At 42.0% G+C, this 19918-nt stretch carries 10 protein-coding genes; all 10 read left to right on the top strand.

What is annotated here, in order from left to right; translation table 11 throughout:
- Nucleotides 1-145 precede the first annotated feature (145 nt).
- The 10 genes from RDN93_RS00355 (at nt 146) to RDN93_RS00310 (ending at nt 19911) form a co-directional block, all read left to right on the top strand.
- Entirely contained in the window at nt 146-1036 is an 891-nt protein-coding gene (locus tag RDN93_RS00355) for a sugar phosphate isomerase/epimerase family protein (protein WP_308743803.1), read from the top strand.
- Nucleotides 1037-1220: 184 nt separating this feature from the next.
- Nucleotides 1221-2678, top strand: a complete 1458-nt coding sequence (locus RDN93_RS00350) for a DUF4992 family lipoprotein (RefSeq protein WP_308743801.1) — start codon at nt 1221-1223, stop codon at nt 2676-2678.
- 24 nt (nt 2679-2702) lie between these two features.
- Complete coding sequence (locus RDN93_RS00345) at nt 2703-6026, top strand: TonB-dependent receptor (protein ID WP_308743800.1); 3324 nt, start codon at nt 2703-2705, stop codon at nt 6024-6026.
- Between the two features lie 30 nt (nt 6027-6056).
- Entirely contained in the window at nt 6057-8240 is a 2184-nt protein-coding gene (locus tag RDN93_RS00340) for a RagB/SusD family nutrient uptake outer membrane protein (RefSeq protein ID WP_308743799.1), read from the top strand.
- 409 nt (nt 8241-8649) lie between these two features.
- Nucleotides 8650-10389 carry a thrombospondin type 3 repeat-containing protein gene (locus tag RDN93_RS00335; RefSeq protein WP_308743797.1) on the top strand — a complete coding sequence of 580 codons (1740 nt, stop codon included), beginning with the start codon at nt 8650-8652 and terminating at the stop codon, nt 10387-10389.
- Between the two features lie 10 nt (nt 10390-10399).
- Nucleotides 10400-11068, top strand: a complete 669-nt coding sequence (locus RDN93_RS00330) for a DUF3826 domain-containing protein (RefSeq protein ID WP_308743796.1) — start codon at nt 10400-10402, stop codon at nt 11066-11068.
- Between the two features lie 179 nt (nt 11069-11247).
- Nucleotides 11248-12177 (top strand): glycoside hydrolase family 43 protein, encoded by a 930-nt coding sequence (locus tag RDN93_RS00325; protein WP_308743795.1) that lies wholly within the window; start codon nt 11248-11250, stop codon nt 12175-12177.
- Nucleotides 12178-12197: 20 nt separating this feature from the next.
- On the top strand, nt 12198-15518 hold the full coding sequence (locus tag RDN93_RS00320) for a glycosyl hydrolase family 65 protein (RefSeq protein ID WP_308743794.1): 3321 nt from the start codon (nt 12198-12200) through the stop codon (nt 15516-15518).
- Nucleotides 15519-15638: 120 nt separating this feature from the next.
- Nucleotides 15639-18488 carry a glycoside hydrolase family 78 protein gene (locus RDN93_RS00315; protein WP_308743793.1) on the top strand — a complete coding sequence of 950 codons (2850 nt, stop codon included), beginning with the start codon at nt 15639-15641 and terminating at the stop codon, nt 18486-18488.
- Between the two features lie 85 nt (nt 18489-18573).
- Complete coding sequence (locus RDN93_RS00310; RefSeq protein WP_308743792.1) at nt 18574-19911, top strand: glycoside hydrolase family 28 protein; 1338 nt, start codon at nt 18574-18576, stop codon at nt 19909-19911.
- Nucleotides 19912-19918: the final 7 nt, after the last annotated feature.

The following is a 19918-nucleotide window of genomic DNA, read 5'->3' as shown; positions in this document are numbered from 1 at the left end:
GCGTCACTATCCGAGTTGGATACCGTCATCATCCTGTTTTCATATTTATCAACTCTTTCCTCTTTTATTTATTCTCTGTTACATAAGCGATTACAAAACATCCCTTTATTCGTCTACTATACAAATAGCGTATAATAGAATTAAAATGAAAAAGAATTTATTTGGACATATCCTTTGGATACTGATATTGGTGGAGTGTTTTCCTTTATTGGCTGTTGCGGCGTCACAGCAAAAAGAGCAACGTTATAAGATTGCTGTATGCGACTGGATGATTTTGAAGCGTCAGAAGATAGGCTCGTTCCAGTTGGTACATGAATTGAATGGCGATGGTGTAGAACTGGATATGGGTGGTCTTGGTAAAAGGGAGATGTTTGATAACAAACTGCGCGAATCTCATTTCCAACAACTGTTTCGTGAAACTGCCCGGAAGTTCCAATTAGAAGTTCCTTCTGTTGCTATGTCCGGATTCTATGGACAGTCTTTTTTAGAGCGTGCTAATTATAAAGAACTGGTACAGGATTGTTTGAATGCAATGAAAGTGATGAACGCTAAAGTTGCTTTTCTTCCATTAGGTGGAATAAAGGTGGGTTGGGAAAAGAAGCCGGAGTTGCGTGTGGAAGTGGTAAAACGCCTGAAAGAGGTGGGAGATATGGCTGCTTCTGAAGGAGTCGTCATTGGAATTGAAACTCAATTGGATGCTAAAGGAGATGTAAAATTACTGAAAGAGATAAATTCGCCCGGTATTAAAATTTATTTTAAATTCCAAAATGCATTAGAGAATGGCAGGGATTTGTGTAAGGAACTCAAGATTCTGGGAAAGAAGAGAATCTGCCAGATTCATTGTACAGATACAGATGGAGTAACTCTGCCTTTTAATAAGAGGTTAGATATGAATAAAGTGAAAAAGACGCTCGATAAGATGGGGTGGAGCGGATGGCTGGTTGTAGAACGTTCGCGGGATAAAGAGGATGTGCGAAATGTGAAGAAGAATTATGGAACAAACATAAAGTATCTGAAAGAGGTGTTTCAAAAATGATTTAGTTAGGTGAATACGATTTTGACTATGGGGAAGGCTGAAAATATTTTTTTATTTTATTCTCTTGAGATGATTACATATTTAAGGGTCGTACGTCTTTAATTAGAATGCCTTTAGAATTTGGTGAATATAATATATTAATTTTGTTTAATATAAGATTTTTTTCTATGAGAAATAAATATTTATGGCTTTAATAAATTTATTAATTTTAATATTTTACGTGATGAAAAACAAATTTCAATTCTTGCATAGAAAGAGTATAAACATGAGCCTAATGGCTTTGTTGGCTCTTTTTATAGCTTGTAACAAAGGGGTTGACGCAGATGAAGTTTTTGTCCCGAATATGACGAATTCTACTCTAGGGTCACCTAAGGCTGATGACGTTATGGTGACATTATCACCCGATGGGACTAAGCTTGTAGTTACATGGCCGGTGGTGCACGGTGCTGGTGGTTATGAATTTACACTTTACAATGTAGATGATGCTGAAAAACCGATTGCAGTAGGTACTGAAAAGGAAGTGATAGATGGTTGCAGTGTGACTAGAACGGTAGAGTCGGATACTCAATATAAGATTGTAATTCGTACTTTGGGCAATGAAAAGTATAATAATAAAGAATCGACAGTTGCGTCTGAAGTATTTTACTCCACTTTAGCTTCTTCTGATGCCACTATAGAGAGTGGTAACATTAACACATGGTTGAATGCCAATCCTATTCCTGCGGATAAGATTGGTCAGGAATATACTATCGACCTAGTGGGAGGACAGGAATATACAGTTGACGATATTATTGATTTTGCTAATCAGCAAGTTACTATTCGTGGTAATAAAGTGAATCATGCCAAGATCAAGATGACTGGTAACGCGTCGTTTTTAACGAACAACGGCTTCAAACTGAAATTTGTGGACATTGATTGTGCGGATTTAACGAGCGAAACGTTATTGGGTACTAGCACTACTCCTGATGAAGGAACGATAGTGGCATCGGGGCAATATGTCGTGAAAAATCCCATTTTATTGCAGGGATGTGATGTGACTGGTTTGAATAGCTGTTTGTTCTATGATATGAACAAAGTGGCTTACTGTATTGATTACTTAGGTTTCAGTGATTGTAATATTAAGGTGCACCAAAATGGAATATTGGTACGTGTAGCAAAGAGTTCTATTATTCGTATGGATGTAGTAAAGTCTACCTTGTGGAGTACGCTGCAAGCTGGTCAGTATTTTATGCAAATCAGTGGTCAGCGTCCAAATAAGATTACCGGTCGTACAGGTGCTGAATTCAATTTTCTCAATACTACATTCTATAACATTGCTTATAAAAAGGATTTCGTTAACTGGAACAATTACCGCGGACAATCTTGCGTATTCTTGAATTTCCAGAATACTCTTTTTGTAGATTGTGGTAATGGTGATATTACTAACAAAATGCAGGGTAATGCAAACATGAAGCATGATTACAAGAATAATGCTTATTGGTATAATGGTGCTGAGGGCAAGGATAAATACGATACTTCAGCTACTTTTAGCGATCCTCAGATGGCCAATCCTAAAAATGGTGATTTTACTCTGAGTGGTACCGAGCATATAGCCAAGCGAATTGGTGATCCTCGTTGGCTTCCCGAAGAAGTAGTAGAATAATGACTCATTTAGAATTATATACTCATGAATAAAAAACAATTCATAATAAATATGTGCTTAGGCGTAGTGTTTTTGATGGCTACGCTTACAGTTTCGGCACAGAACCGTGTCGTAAAAGGACAAGTAGTCGATGAGACCGGTGAGCCGATAATGGGTGCCACGGTTGTGGTTGAAGGCTCGACTGCCAATGGTGTTATTACCGATATTGATGGAAACTATACTATTACTATATCGGGTAAAAAGAATTTGGTGATTTCATTTATCGGATATACTACACAGACTATCAGTGATTTGAACCAAAAGAAAATAGTATTGAAAGAGGATGCTCAACAACTTGACGAGGTTGTAGTTGTTGGTTATGGTGTGCAGAAGAAAGCCCACTTGACAGGTGCTATTGCTACTGTGGCTATGGATGATATTCAGGATTTATCGGGTGCTGGACTGGCTTCTTCGCTGAGCGGTATGGTCAATGGTCTGAGCGTGAGCGGCGGTCAGAGCCGTCCGGGCGAAAATGCTAAAATCTATGTACGCGATACTAATTCATTTGGTGAAGTAGGTAGTGTAGCACAAGAACCTTTATATGTAATAGACGGTTATATCTATCCTGATGATATTAAAATAGGTAATACGCGTGAGAATCTGGGTGCCCAGGCATTCAATAACCTCGATCCTTCAGTTATTGAGAGTATTTCTGTATTGAAAGATGCGGCAGCTGCCGTGTATGGTGCGCGTGCGGCTAATGGTGTCATTTTGGTAACTACCAAAAAGGGTAAAGCTGGTGCTCCCCAAATTTCTTACGCTGGTAGTTTTGGATTTACTGACGAGATTTCGCGTCCTAAGATGTTGAGTGCTTATGATTACGGTCGGCTCTATAATACTTGGGCAGCTGGTGATCCTACCAATACTTCACTAAACTTGAAAACTGATCTCTATCAAGCTGATGAATTGCAGGCAATGAAGGGATTGAACTACGACTTGCTCGATAAATATTGGCAAACTGGTTTCACTCAGAAGCATAGTATCAATATCAGTGGTGGTTCAGAAAAAGCCAATTACTTTGCTGGTGTTTCGTACTTCGACCAAGAGGGTAACTTGGGTGACCTCGAGTACAATCGGTGGAATTATCGTGCCGGTGTAGATGTGAAGATTAGCAAGTGGTTGAAAGCGAATCTTACTGTATCGGGTGATTATGGCAAGAAGAATAAACCCAATGTAAAGGTGGGCGGATCGAGTGACGAAAAAGACTATAACCTGTTGCTCACTCGTCCAAGGTATATTCCCGAAACTGTAAATGGACTGCCTATCTCGGCTTTGGGTATCACGAACTCGGCGCTACATGATAACCAAACTTATTCTTTCTCTGTACTTCAGAATAACGGTGACTATAACCGCAATATGAATTCTAACATGGCTATTAATAGTAGCCTGAGTTTAGACATGGGCTTTGTAAAGTTCTTGAAAGGCTTGGAAATGAGATTTAGTTATGGCAAGAGTATCAGTACTGATAAGAATAATCAGTATGGATCTAGTTATTCTATTTATCGTATGGTAAATCGTACGGGTAGCGGTAATCATCTTTATACTCCTGTGGAAGGTCAGTCTTATGATGACTTGATGACGGAAGATAATTTCATCGTCTCTACTATTGCTAATGGAAGTCCCTCTTACTTGCAACGCAGTACAACTCGTTCTGATAGTTATCAGATGAATTTTAGCATGAACTATTCTCGCTCTTTCGGAGATCATACCGTAGGTGGTTTGTTTTCTATAGAACGTTCGGAGGCTGAGAGTGAATATCTCATGGGAAAGGTGAATGAACCCTACGAGTTTACTACCGGACAGTCAAACTCGGCTATAGGTGAAAAAAACACTGTATTCTCTCGTTCAGAATCGGGTTCTTTATCGTACATCGGTCGTGTGAACTATGCTTATCAAGATAAGTATTTGGCAGAGGTGTTATTCCGTAGCGATTCTTCTACTAAGTTTGCACCCGAAAACTATTGGGGATTTTTCCCTTCCATGTCTTTGGGATGGATTGTATCACAAGAAAAATTCATGCGTCTGAAATGGGTGGAATATTTGAAAATTCGTGGTTCATTCGGCTTGACCGGTCGTGATAATACTGCTCCTTGGCAGTGGATGCAGATTTACTCTACTGAGGCGGGTAAAGGTCCCGTATTTGGAACTACAGGTAATATAGACGCTTCAAAACCCATCTCTATTAATAAAAACAATTCGGCAGTAAACCGTAATGTGCATTGGGACAAGTCGTATAAAGCAAACTTTGGTATTGATTTTACTACACTTAGCAACCGTTTAGCTTTCAATATAGATGCTTACTATACTTGGAACCGGGAGATGTTGATGAACATTGAACAGACAGTTCCTACCACTGTAGGTACACAATCGGCTGCAGTTAACATGGGTGAGATGAATAACTATGGTATCGAAATTTCGGCTACTTGGCGCGATCGTATCGGTAAGGACTTTAAATATAAAATCGGTATCAACACCGGCTATAGCGATAACAAAGTGTTGGTGATGGACTTTGAACAAGAGTATCTATATCGTCAAATCACTAAAGGTAGTCGTTCCGATATTGGTGCTTGGGGCATGCAGTGTATAGGGATGTTCCGTAGTTTTCAAGATATTGAAGAATTCTTCAATAAATATAATATTACCGACTACATGGGTTTGACCAAAGATAAAGTTCGTCCTGGAATGTTGATTTATAAAGATGTGCGTGGAGCTCAGCAACCTGATGGTACTTATGCAGCTCCAGATGGTATAGTAGATAAAGATAACGACCAAGTACATCTTTCTAATCGTAGCAATCCATGGGGCTTCACCACTAACCTCAGTGCAGAGTGGAAAGGCATCTCAATCTCTGCTCAACTCAGTGCTAGTTGGGGTGGTTATAGTTTTATTCCCAGTCAGGCATTGAAACCCGGCAACAGTATCGAATATACTAACATGCCTTCGTTTTGGAAACCTGACAATGTATATGTTTACGAAGATATTTACGATGCCTCTGGCAATTTGGTAATGGCGCAGAACAGAGAAGCCTCACTTCCCAACTTGAAATATTCAGATATTAACGCTGTCACTTCTTCTTTTTGGAGAGTTAATGGAACGCGTGTAACTCTGAATCGTATTACTTTGGCTTATGCATTGCCTAAGCAGTGGATAAAGAAGATTGGTTTGAGCAGCTGTCGATTCAATATCACAGGTCAGAACTTGTTGAGTCTCTACAACCCCTATCCTGATAACTTTATGGATCCTCAATGTAGCTATGGCTCATATCCCAAACTGAGAAAGTTCACCATTGGTGTGAATGTAGGTTTTTAAGTTTTATAATGCAAAGTGAAAAAGAAAATAATGAAAAAAATAATATTTAGCACTGCACTGATTGCAGCATTAAGCTTCTCATCTTGCAGTGATCAATTTCTGGAGGATAAGCAGAATTTTGATAACGTTACCAGTGAAGTATATAACAACTATGCAGGTGCTAGCGGGCGTGTACTAGACCTTTATTGGTGGATTTTACCTGATCCCAATTCAGATGCTACATGGAAGTATCCGTGTAGCGGTAAAGCTGATGGAATCTCTAAATCAACCGAAGAGTATAGTGGGTTTGGTTTGTTTGTAAATCCACAAGCTGAACTTTCGGTTTTGGGTAGCAACAAGGTACCCGATTATTTTCATAACCAGAGTAATAATATTCGCGAGTCGGTATGGGGGCGAATCCGCAACTGCAACGATGTGATTGCCGGTATCAATGGTAGTAGTCTTACTCAAGAACAGAAAAACGAACTGTTAGGCCAGGCATATTTCCTCCGTGCATGGTGTTACTATAATATGGTGAAATGGTATGGTGGTGTACCTATTATCACTGAAGTGCAAGATCCTGTTGAAGACTCTTTCGTACCCCGCTCTACTACGAAGAAGTGTATTGAGTTTATCTGTAATGATTTAGATATCTCTGCTGATATGCTACGTGCAAAAACAACCAATGGTGGTTGGGATGGTACAAACTATGGGCGTGTCACTACTGCTTCGGCCATGGCGTTAAAGGGACGTGTATTACTGTTGTGGGCAAGCCCGCTCTTCAATCGTGCCAACGATGAAAGCCGTTGGATTGCAGCTTATGAATATATCAAAGAATCCATTACTGATATTAATGCTTGTGGTAACCATCTTTATAGTACAGGTAGTAATATCAACGGTTCGGACTTTGCCAAGATGTTCACTGTTATTCAGAATCCTGAAATGGTATTTGGTACTCTGCATAATATGAAACAAGAAGATGATACAAAGAAGAATAATAACTGGGAACGTTTCATACGTCCGAAGAATACTACCGGTCAAGGTTTGGAGGCATCCGCTATGTTAGTAGATATGTTTCCCATGAAAGACGGTAAGCGTCCTCGTGGTTTGAGTACCTACTTAAAGTTGGATGAGAGTGAAGATGGAGCGAACATTAAAGACTATCCTTTCATGAATCGTGATCCGCGTTTTTACCGTACGTTTGCTATGCCTGGTTTCCGTTGGGCTTATACTGGTGATCCTGTTCCGGCAGATGCGTTCAACCCCAGCTATAACGGAGGTAAGGATTATGTATTGTGGAATTATGTATGGTATGCCGATCCGCAAGATGTGGATGATGTAGAAAGTGGTAACGCTTATGGTGCTGACAACCTGTTGAAAAACAGAAAAGGTGTATATGTGCGCAAACGTAGTAATGATGGTGATATTTCTGATCCACTTTACTCATTCAATGCTACTTATGATAATGGTGGTTTTGCATACTCTGCAGCTCCTTGGATGGAAATTCGTTATGCGGAAGTGTTGCTCAACTATGCTGAAGCCGCTTGTGGTGCCGGACACATGAGTGAAGCGGTAGAGCAGTTGAAGTTGATTCGTCAGCGTGCCGGATACTCTGGGGATTGTGGTTTGCAAGGAAATCTTTCTACCGATCAAGCTGCTTGTATGTCGGCTGTACTCTATGAACGTCAGATCGAGTTGGCTTATGAAGGTAAACGCTTCGATGATCTTCGCCGTTGGATGCTTTTTGATGGCGGTAAGGGTAAAATAGAAGGTGCACCAGCATCATGGACGCTCACCGGTTGGGGTGGTAACACTTGTATATGGCTTGGTTTTGCTGAACTTAATAATCAGCGTCGTGATAATATGGAGTTCCGTCTCAACAATAATTATGGCGTAGGTGGCACTACTGGTGATGTAAGTAGTGACCCCTTACTGAAAAAAGGTGTAGAACGCCCGAGTGGTATTGACTTACGTAAGGAAATCAGCGATGAAGCAGGAAACCAGTTGACTGAACTTCAAGAATTTTACAATGAACACTTCACTCGTAAGCTGAAGAAAGGTGACGCTTACGATTCAAATAAACAGCCTCTAAAGATGAAATTCTCGCCTCGCTACTACTTTCTCGGCTTCAGCCAAGGTGCCTTAAATAATTGCTCAGGCATTGAACAATGTATTGGTTGGGAAGATTCAAATAACGGTGGTAGCCCCGGAACATTTGACCCGTTGGCTGAATGATATTCTTTCGTTAGCTTTTTTGAAATGGAATGAAGTCACCATTTTCCAAGTCTTTTATAAGAAGATGATAGGAAATGGTGACTTTCTGTCTTCTTCCATTTTGTATGTCTTATTTAATACACTATTTTGTGTCTTATTATTACTTGTTATTAGGGTAACCATACCAAAAAGTTGGCATTTCTTATATGGTTATGAATAAAATTTTTACTTCAGTAGCCTTGATTTCAAAAGGATGGCAATGATTGGTAATTTGTTAATTTAGAATGGGACAAACCTTCAGCAGAAATCAGATATATTTCTTTTTTCTACTTTATCACCCACGTTTTCCATTATTACTGATTACAAATCCTTTTCTCTTTCGTCTTATTATTGTATTTTTGAATTAACAACTTCACAAAACCAAATAAAAATGAAGAAGAAGCATGTACTTTTAGCAGCTTTCGCTGCAACAATGTTGACTCCGACTGTTGCATGGGCGCAATACCCACAGATAACTGGCGAAGCCAAAGAAAACTATACGAAAATGATGACCGAAGAGCGGAAACGTTCTGACGAAGCATGGGCAAAAGCGTTGCCGATAGTACAAAAAGAAGCTAGAGAAGGACGCCCTTATATTCCTTGGGCTGGTCGCCCGTACGATTTGCCACAGGCTGATATCCCTTCATTCCCTGGTGCTGAAGGTGGTGGTATGTACAGTTTCGGTGGCCGTGGCGGCAAAGTGATAACTGTAACAAATTTGAATGACCGTGGACCGGGCTCTTTCCGTGAAGCATGTGAAACTGGTGGTGCGCGTATTATCGTGTTCAATGTTGCCGGCATCATCCGTTTGGAATCTCCGATTATCGTCCGTGCTCCTTACGTAACTATTGCAGGACAAACAGCTCCGGGAGACGGTGTTTGTATTGCCGGAGAATCATTCTGGGTAGATACACATGATGTAGTCGTTCGTCATATGCGTTTCCGTCGTGGAGAAACGAAAGTATGGCATCGTGATGACTCTTTCGGTGGTAACCCTGTTGGTAATATAATGATCGACCACTGCTCCTGTACTTGGGGACTGGATGAGAACATATCTTTCTATCGCCATATGTATGATCCGAGTGAAGGACAGTATGAAAGCAAAGACTTGAAGCTTCCTACTGTAAATGTAACTATTCAGAATACTATTTCTGCGAAAGCATTGGATACATACAACCACGCATTCGGTAGTACCCTGGGAGGTGAGAACTGTGCATTTGCCCGCAATCTTTGGGCTAGCAATTCCGGACGTAATCCTTCTATCGGTTGGAACGGGATATTCAATTTTGTCAACAATGTAGTATTCAATTGGGTTCACCGTTCTTCTGACGGTGGCGATTATACTGCGATGTTCAATATGATTAATAACTACTACAAACCGGGACCTGCCACTCCTAAAGACTCTAATGTAGGACATCGTATCTTGAAACCGGAAGCGGGACGTAGCAAGCTGGATCATAAACAATATGGACGGGTATATGCTGACGGAAATATCATGGATGGCTATCCTGAAATTACGAAAGATAACTGGAATGGTGGAATCCAGATTGAAGATCAACCGAATACAGACGGATATACCGAGTATATGCGAAGCTATCGCCCGTTTGAAATGCCTTATATCAATATAATGAGTGCCAGCGACGCTTATGATTATGTGCTGAAGCACGTAGGCGCTAATATCCCTTGCCGTGATATTGTTGACGAACGTGTGATTGAAGAAGTCAGAACAGGTATTCCTTATTATGAAAAGAAACTTCCTAAAGACGCCTATGGTGATTTGACAGGTTTGTCTCCTAAGTCAATGGGCGAAGACGGACAGTTCAAATATCGTCGTTTACCGAAAGATTCTTATAAGCAAGGCATTATTACCGATATCCGCCAAATGGGTGGTTATCCTGAATACAAAGGTACTCCTTATGTAGATACGGATAAAGATGGTATGCCGGACGAATGGGAAATCGCTAACGGATTGAATCCGAATGACCCAAGTGACGCCAACAAGGACTGTACAGGCGACGGATACACTAATATTGAAAAATATATCAATGGTATCAGCACAAAGCACAAAGTAGACTGGCGTGATTTGAAGAACAACTACGATACTTTGGCTGAAAAAGGAAAATTAATGTAATCGGTAATCAATGAAAAAGATATTAATAATTTCTCTACTGTTACTTTGTGGCTGGATGTCTGCCGGAGCAGTTGACTTGAACAAAGAAAACCGTGACCCCAAGTATGTGGAGTCTATCGTCAGTCGCTCACAAAAGATTGTCGATAAGCTTGGAATTACAGATGCAAAAGTGGCTGAAGATGTCCGTAATATCATTGCCAACCGTTATTTTGAGTTGAATGATATCTATGAAATACGCGATGCAAAAGTCAAAAAAGTAAAAGAATCGGGATTGGCCGGTGACGCTAAGGCTGAAGCATTGAAAGCTGCTGAAAATGAAAAAGATGCAGCGTTATACCGCTCTCATTTCGCGTTTCCTGCAAATTTGTCTCTTTTCCTTGACGAAAAACAGATAGAAGCTGTGAAGGACGGTATGACCTATGGAGTGGTGAAAGTGACTTACGATTCGCATCTTGACATGATTCCTACTTTGAAAGAAGAAGAAAAGGCACAAATTTATGCTTGGCTGGTAGAAGCCCGTGAATTTGCCTTGGATGCTGAAAATTCAAATAAGAAACACGCAGCTTTCGGAAAGTATAAAGGGCGTATCAATAATTATCTGGCTAAACGCGGATACGACTTGAAGAAAGAACGTGAAGAATGGTACAAACGTGTGAAGGCACGTGGAGGATCTTTATAAGGTTCTCTTCCATAATTTAAATGGTTAGTTTGTTTGATGACGGAAAGGGTGGCTCGGAGAGTCGCCCTTTTGTCTTATATAAATTTAGAATCTGACGAAACTTCGAATCTGTTTGAGTACAAATTAGAGCTTTTATCGTCTTTTCCATATAAAGGATACAATTATAGATTATAATAGAAATGAAAAAGTTAAGAAATACATTAGCTGCAATAGGTATTTTGTTCTTGGCTTCTTGTGGGGGAAGCAAAGACTATTATATGTTCACTTCATTCCATGAACCGGCTGACGAGGGTTTAAGATATTTATATAGTGAGGACGGAATGCAATGGGACAGTATTCCGGGAGTTTGGTTGAAGCCGGAACTGGGACAGCATCGACTGATGCGCGACCCTTCCATGGTGCGCACTCCCGACGGGACTTTCCATTTGGTCTGGACTACGAGTTGGAAAGGTGATTTGGGATTCGGTTATGCAAATTCCAAAGATCTGGTTCATTGGTCGGAACAACAGATGATTCCTGTCATGGCAGATGAACCGACTACCGTTAATGTATGGGCTCCGGAAATTTTCTATGATGATGATAGTGGGCAGTTTATGGTGGTGTGGGCTTCTTGCATTCCCGGTCGTTTTGAGAAAGGGATAGAAGAAGAAAACAATAACCACCGTTTGTATTATATCACAACAAAGGATTTTAAGACAGTTTCAAAAGCGAAAGTCTTATATGATCCGGGCTTTAGCACGATTGACGCTGTTCTTGTGAAACGGGCAAAGAATGATTATGTGATGGTACTCAAAGATAATACACGTCCGGAGCGCAATCTGAAAATAGCTTTTGCAGATTCCCTGACAGGGCCTTATTCGCCCGCATCACAACCCTTCACCGAATCCTTTGTAGAAGGGCCGACCGTAGAAAAGATAGGAGAGGACTATCTCATTTATTTTGATGTTTATAAGAAGAAAATATACGGAGCTATGCGTACGAAGGACTTTCGGAATTTTACCGATATCACAAATGAAGTAAGCATACCTGCCGGACATAAACACGGAACAATTTTCAAAGCTTCTGAATCGGTGGTTAAGACACTGTTGGAAGAGAGTAAGAAGAAATAAATTAAAATCTGAAATAGATCATGAACAACTCTACAAAGATTCTCTTTGCACTGGCTGCCGGGTGGCTGACAGCTACGGTTTCGGCACAAGACAGAATCCATTACACAGGGAAAGAAATCTCAAATCCGACTTATCATGACGGGCAACTGTCGCCGGTAGTAGGAGTACATAATATTCAATTGGTACGGGCAAACCGGGAACACCCCGATGTCTCTAACGGCAATGGCTGGACTTACAACCATCAACCGATGCTGGCTTATTGGAACGGTCAATTCTATTACCAATACCTGGCTGATCCCTCGGACGAACACGTCCCGCCTTCCCAAACATTCCTGATGACATCAAAAGACGGTTATCAATGGACAAATCCCGAAATTGTATTTCCACCGTATAAGGTACCGGATGGATATACCAAAGAATCCAGTCCGGGTATGCAGGCTAAAGACCTGATTGCCATCATGCACCAGCGCGTGGGCTTTTATGTCTCTAAATCCGGTCGTTTGATAACGATGGGTAATTACGGAGTTGCTCTGGATAAGAAAGACGACCCGAATGATGGAAACGGCATTGGCCGTGTAGTACGCGAAATAAGGAAAGACGGTTCGTTCGGACCTATCTATTTCATTTATTATAATCACGGATTTAACGAAAAGAATACCGACTATCCGTATTTCAAAAAAAGCAAAGACCGTGAATTTGTAAAGGCTTGCCAGGAGATTCTCGATAATCCGTTGTATATGATGCAATGGGTGGAAGAGGCCGATCGTGAAGACCCTATCATTCCATTGAAAAAAGGATATAAAGCATTCAACTGCTACACACTCCCTGACGGAAGAATCGCCAGCCTTTGGAAACACGCACTGACTTCCATCAGCGAAGATGGCGGACATACTTGGGCGGAACCTGTGCTTCGTGCAAAAGGTTTTGTTAATAGTAATGCAAAAATATGGGGGCAACGTTTGAGCGACGGTACATATGCTACAGTATATAATCCCTCGGAATTCCGTTGGCCGCTTGCTATCTCATTGAGCAAAGACGGACTGGAATATACAACACTGAACCTGATACACGGTGAAATCACACCAATGCGTTACGGTGGAAATTATAAATCATACGGTCCCCAATATCCTCGTGGCATACAAGAAGGAAACGGAGTGCCTGCGGACGGTGACTTATGGGTTTCTTATAGTGTGAACAAGGAAGATATGTGGATCTCCCGTATTCCCGTACCGGTGGAACTCAATGCCTCCGCACATGCCGATGATGACTTCTCAAAATCGAAAGCGATTGCGGAACTTACCAATTGGAATATTTATTCTCCAGTCTGGGCTCCGGTTTCTTTGGATGGACAATGGCTGAAACTGCAAGATAAAGATCCGTTTGATTATGCGAAAGTGGAACGTAAAATTCCTGCTTCTAAGGAACTGAAAGTCTCATTCGATTTACAAGCCGGACAGAATGATAAAGGTACACTCCAGATAGAATTTTTGGATGAGAACGGAGTTGCCTGTTCCCGTATGGAGCTAACCAATGATGGCATTTTCCGTATGAAAGGCGGTTCCCGGTTTGCGAATATGATGAAGTATGAAGCCGGGAAAACCTATCACGTAGAAGCAGTCCTGTCAACGGCAGACCGTAATATCCAGGTATATGTGGATGGTAAAAGGGTAGGGCTGCGTATGTTCTATGCACCGGTGGCTAGTGTCGAAAGAATTGCTTTCCGTACAGGCGTGCCACGTACATTCCCGACAGTGGATACTCCTGCCGACCAGACTTATGATTTGCCGGATGCAGGTGAACAAGAACCTTTGGCTGAATATCGCATAGCCAATGTGAAAACATCTTCTACAGACAAGGACGCGTCTTCCGCTTTTCTGAAATATGCGGATTTCAGCCATTACGTAGATTATTTCAATGGAATGGAAGATGAGAATATTGTCCAGGCAATTCCTAATGCCAAGGCTTCTGAATGGATGGAAGAGAATATTCCTTTGTTTGAATGTCCGCAACGTAATTTTGAGGAAATGTATTATTACCGCTGGTGGTCATTGCGCAAACATATCAAGAAAACTCCTGTGGGATATGGTATGACGGAATTTCTGGTACAACGTTCCTATTCGGATAAATATAACCTGATTGCCTGTGCTATCGGACATCATATTTATGAAAGTCGTTGGTTGCGTGATTCCCAATATTTGGATCAGATTATCCATACCTGGTATCGCGGTAATGATGGCGGTCCGATGAAGAAAATGGATAAGTTCAGTTCATGGAATGCGGATGCAGTGCTGGCACGCTATATGGTAGATGGTGATAAAGACTTCATGTTGGATATGAAGAAAGATTTGGAAACCGAATATCAACGTTGGGAACGTACAAACCGTCTGAAAAACGGATTGTATTGGCAAGGTGACGTACAAGATGGTATGGAAGAGTCCATCAGCGGCGGCCGTAGGAAGAAGTATGCCCGTCCTACTATCAACAGTTATATGTATGGCAATGCGAAAGCACTTTCATTGATGGGAATCCTTTCCGGTGATGAAGGAATGGCGATGAGATATGGCATGAAAGCTGATACTCTGAGAACTTTGGTCGATACCGAATTGTGGAATACACGCCATCAGTTCTTTGAAACAATGCGTACGGATTCTTCTGCTAATGTCCGTGAAGCTATCGGTTATATTCCGTGGTACTTCAATTTGCCGGATACAGCGAAGATGTATGAGGTTGCATGGAAAGAGATTATGGACGAAAAAGGCTTTTCATCTCCTTACGGACTGACTACTGCCGAACGCCGCCATCCGGAATTCCGTACGCGTGGAGTGGGGAAGTGTGAATGGGACGGAGCCATCTGGCCGTTCGCCTCTGCACAGACATTGACGGCAATGGCTAACTTTATGAATAATTACCCGCAAACGGTATTGTCCGACAGCGTATATTTCCGCCAAATGGAATTGTATGTGGAATCACAATATCATCGTGGACGTCCGTATATCGGCGAGTATTTGGATGAAGTGACAGGTTATTGGTTGAAAGGGGATCAGGAACGCAGCCGCTATTATAATCATTCTACTTTCAATGACTTGATGATTACAGGATTGATCGGATTACGTCCGCGTTTGGATAATACGATAGAGGTGAATCCGTTGATTCCGGCAGATAAATGGGATTGGTTCTGTTTGGATAATGTATTGTATCATGGGCACAATCTGACCATTCTTTGGGATAAGAATGGCGACCGCTATCATTGTGGAAAAGGATTACGCATTTTTGTCGATGGCAAAGAAGTAGGACATGCGGATACATTGACAAAAGTCGTTTGCGAGAATGCTTTAAAGTAGACACAAATCATATATTTCTGACAGAAGAACAGAAGAACAAAAGTTTTTAAAACTGTTTATTAATCCCTTAACATCCGTTCTTTTGTCCTTCTGTCTGATAAAAAATAAGGAAAACGAATAATGGCTTTAAAAAAATATCTTCTTCTTTGTCTTTGTCTACCTTGTATGGTACAGGCAAAGAATATAACAATCACCCGTCTTACCTGTGAAATGCAGGAAGGGTTGGTCGTGGTTGAAGGTGCACCCCGTTTGGGATGGGTGATGGAGTCACCGGAAAATGGGACACGACAATCTGCCTATGAGATTGATATTCGGGAAGCTTTCACGGGACGTCAAATATGGAATAGCGGCAAAGTCAATTCTTCACAGAGCCAGTTGGTTTCAACGGAAGGAGCGAATATAGGTTCTGACAATCCGTTCAATTATGTTTGGCGTGTCCGTGTTTGGGATGAAACGGATACTCCTTCCGAATGGAGTCGTGAAGCGAAGTTCCGTTCTGTCTCCTCAAGACTTTCCAACGGAAAATGGATTGGAGCTATCACCCGTCAGAATGCACATTTGCCGGAAGGGCGTAAATTTCACGGCAGCGAACTGAAGAAGCCGGAAGTGAAAGCCGCTTGGGAAGCGGTGGATACTTTGGCGAAGAAAAGCATTTATTTGCGAAGAACGTTTTTGCTGGATGACACAGAGAAAACGAAGATTCATAAGTCGCGGGATGAGTTCCGGAATAAGTCCGGTAATAAGTCCGGCAAGAAAATAGCCGAAGCGACTGCATATGTTTGCGGCTTGGGATTCTATGAATTCTATCTGAATGGAAAGAAAGTCGGTAATAGTGAGTTTGCTCCGCTTTGGAGTGATTACGATAAAAGTGTTTATTATAACACATATGATGTAACGGAACAATTGCGGTATGGTGAGAATGCTGTTGGAATCTTATTGGGGAATGGATTCTACAATGTTCAGGGGGGACGTTATCGTAAGTTGCAGATAAGTTTCGGCCCCCCCACACTTTTATTTGAACTGGTCATCAATTATGAGGATGGAACACGTACAATCGTCCGTTCTGATAATGAATGGAAATATGATTTGAGTCCGGTAACGTTCAACTGTATTTACGGTGGCGAAGATTATGATGCCCGCCGCGAACAGAAAGGATGGAATCAGACAGGATTTGATGATAGTCATTGGCGTCCGGTGGTAATGCAGGAAGCCCCTAAAGGAGTGCTTCGTCCACAGATGGCGCCACCCGTGAAGATAATGGAACGGTATGATACCCAAAAGGTGAGCAAACTGGATACCGAACAAGTGGCGGCTGCTTCCAAATCGACCAAACGGACGGTGGACCCTTCCGCTTTCGTACTGGATATGGGACAGAATCTGGCTGGTTTCCCCGAAATAACAGTACGTGGGAAGCGTGGACAAAAAATAACTTTACTGGTAGCCGAAGCATTGACAGATGAAGGCGCTTGTAACCAGCGCCAGACGGGACGTCAGCATTATTATGAATATACATTGAAAGGGGATGGCGATGAAACCTGGCATCCTCGTTTTTCCTATTACGGTTTCAGATATATCCAAGTGGAAGGTGCTGTATTGAAAGGGCAGAAGAACCCTCATAAATTGCCTGTACTAAAGAATATCCAATCCTGTTTTGTCTATAATTCGGCAAAGAAGGTATCTACGTTCGAATCATCCAACCCTATCTTTAATGCTGCCCATCGTTTGATAGAGAAAGCTGTCCGCAGTAATATGCAATCTGTATTTACCGACTGCCCGCACCGCGAAAAGCTGGGATGGCTGGAACAGGTACATCTGAACGGGCCGGGACTACTCTACAATTATGATCTGACAGCCTACGCTTCGCAGATTATGCAGAATATGGCGGACGCGCAACACTCCAATGGAGCGATGCCGACGACAGCTCCGGAATACGTGGTTTTTGAAGGTCCGGGAATGGATGCTTTTGCGGAATCTCCCGAGTGGGGCGGTTCTTTGGTCATTTTCCCGTTTATGTATTATGAAACGTATGGGGATGATTCGTTGATAAAGAAGTATTATCCGAATATGCGTCGTTATGTTGACTATCTGAAGACACGGGCGGATAACGGTATCCTTTCTTTCGGACTGGGAGACTGGTATGATTATGGGGATTTCCGTGCTGGATTTTCACGGAATACACCTGTGCCACTGGTAGCGACTGCGCATTATTACATGACTGTCATGTATTTGATAGAAGCTGCAAAGATGGTAGGCAATGATTTTGATATTCGTTATTATAGCTCTTTGGCAGATGATATCAGGATTGCATTTGACAAGCGTTTCCTAAACAATGATACGGCACAGTATGGTACAGGAAGCCAGTGCAGCAACGCACTTCCCTTATTCCTGCATATGACGCAGGATAAGAAAGTGTTTATGAATCTGCTAAAAGATATAGAAGCACACGGCAATCGGCTGACTACCGGAGATGTGGGTAATCGTTACCTGATTCAGGCATTAGCCCGTAACGGCCGGCATGAGTTGATATATAAAATGTTCAACCACGAAGAAGCGCCTGGTTATGGTTTCCAACTGAAGTTTGGAGCAACAACCCTGACTGAGCAATGGGATCCGCGTCAAGGCTCTTCCTGGAATCACTTTATGATGGGGCAGATTGACGAATGGTTCTTCAATTCCTTAGCCGGCATCCGTCCTAATGCCGCATCTGGATTCGGAAATCAGCAAAACGATTCAAGGCAAGGCTATCAGAAATTTGTCATTGCTCCGAAACCTGTGGGGGATTTGAAGTTTGTCAACTCATCGTATGAGACTTTATATGGCACTATTGTTGTGGATTGGATTCGTAAGGACGGAACTTTCACTTTGAACATATCTGTTCCGGTGAATACCACCGCAGTTGTTTATCTTCCGGGAGAGAAGGAACCGAAAGAGGTACAAAGTGGTACATATAAATTTGTATGTGCAGAATAAAAGAATCTTTTGCATATATTTGTCGAATGAAAAACAATGTATTCTTTAGAAGGTAACGGAGAAATTATACTTAATAATATAAACTATGAATTTACGAATAACCCTTATTTCCTTTCTTTGCTTCTGTGCAGCAACAGTCCTTCGTGCCGAACGGGTAGATATGTTGAAAGCCGGTGCAAAAGCAAATGGCAAGACCCTTAATACAAAGTTGATCAATACCACAATCGACCGCCTCAGCCGTGGCGGCGGTGGCACGCTTTTCTTTCCTGCGGGAACTTACCTGACGGGAAGTATCCACATGAAAAGTAATATAACACTGGAACTGGAAGCCGGAGCCACTTTGCTCTTTTCCGACAACTTTGATGACTATCTTCCCTTTGTGGAAGTCCGCCACGAAGGAGTGATGATGAAGAGTTTCCAGCCTTTGATTTCTGCGGTAGATGCCGAAAATATAACTATCAAAGGAGAAGGGACATTGGACGGACAAGGCAAGAAATGGTGGACGGAGTTTTTCCGGGTCATGATTGACTTGAAAGATAACGGTATGCGTGATATAAACAAATACCAACCCATGTGGGATGCCCAAAACGATACGACTGCCATTTATGCCGAAACGAATAAAGATTATGTGAATACTTTGCAGCGTCGTTTTTTCCGCCCTCCGTTTATACAGCCGGTTCGCTGTAAGAGAGTGAAGATTGAAGGAGTGAAAATCGTCAATTCCCCTTTCTGGACGGTAAATCCTGAATTTTGTGAGAACGTGACTATAAAAGGTATTACCATCAATAATGTTCCTTCTCCCAACACGGACGGCATTAATCCGGAATCATGCCGGAATGTGCATATCAGCGACTGCCATATTTCCGTCGGTGATGATTGCATTACAATCAAATCGGGAAGGGATGCACAAGCCCGCCGTTTGGGTGTACCTTGCGAGAATATCACCATAACGAACTGTACAATGCTTTCCGGACACGGTGGCGTTGTGATAGGTAGCGAAATGAGTGGAAGTGTACGCAAAGTTACTATCTCCAACTGTGTGTTTGACGGAACAGACCGTGGGATACGTATCAAGTCTACCCGTGGAAGAGGTGGAGTCGTTGAAGACGTCCGCGTCAGCAATATTGTGATGAGCAATATCAAGCGCGAAGCTATCGTGCTGAATCTGAAATACAGTAAGATGCCGGCAGAGCCCAAAAGTGAACGTACCCCTATATTCCGCAACGTACATATCAACGGAATGACTGTAACAGATGTGAAGACACCTGTCAAAATCGTAGGTTTGGAAGAAGCTCCTATCTCTGATATTGTATTGCGTGACATTCATATCCAAGGCGGAAAGCAGAAATGTATCTTTGAGAATTGCGAACGCATCACGATGGATGATGTAATCGTCAATGGTGAAGAAATCAAACTAGATTAAGACAGAA

Source organism: uncultured Bacteroides sp., from assembly GCF_902491285.1.
In the GTDB taxonomy this organism is placed as follows: Bacteria; Bacteroidota; Bacteroidia; order Bacteroidales; family Bacteroidaceae; genus Bacteroides.
Note: the sequence above shows the minus strand (reverse complement) of the source record. Positions and strands in the feature narration are given on the sequence as shown.

Coding starts and splice junctions, on each gene's coding strand:
- RDN93_RS00355 (WP_308743803.1), top strand. CDS start 146: ATGAAAAAGAATTTATTTGGACATATCCTTTGGATACTGATATTGGTG.
- RDN93_RS00350 (WP_308743801.1), top strand. CDS start 1,221: ATGGCTTTAATAAATTTATTAATTTTAATATTTTACGTGATGAAAAAC.
- RDN93_RS00345 (WP_308743800.1), top strand. CDS start 2,703: ATGAATAAAAAACAATTCATAATAAATATGTGCTTAGGCGTAGTGTTT.
- RDN93_RS00340 (WP_308743799.1), top strand. CDS start 6,057: ATGAAAAAAATAATATTTAGCACTGCACTGATTGCAGCATTAAGCTTC.
- RDN93_RS00335 (WP_308743797.1), top strand. CDS start 8,650: ATGAAGAAGAAGCATGTACTTTTAGCAGCTTTCGCTGCAACAATGTTG.
- RDN93_RS00330 (WP_308743796.1), top strand. CDS start 10,400: ATGAAAAAGATATTAATAATTTCTCTACTGTTACTTTGTGGCTGGATG.
- RDN93_RS00325 (WP_308743795.1), top strand. CDS start 11,248: ATGAAAAAGTTAAGAAATACATTAGCTGCAATAGGTATTTTGTTCTTG.
- RDN93_RS00320 (WP_308743794.1), top strand. CDS start 12,198: ATGAACAACTCTACAAAGATTCTCTTTGCACTGGCTGCCGGGTGGCTG.
- RDN93_RS00315 (WP_308743793.1), top strand. CDS start 15,639: ATGGCTTTAAAAAAATATCTTCTTCTTTGTCTTTGTCTACCTTGTATG.
- RDN93_RS00310 (WP_308743792.1), top strand. CDS start 18,574: ATGAATTTACGAATAACCCTTATTTCCTTTCTTTGCTTCTGTGCAGCA.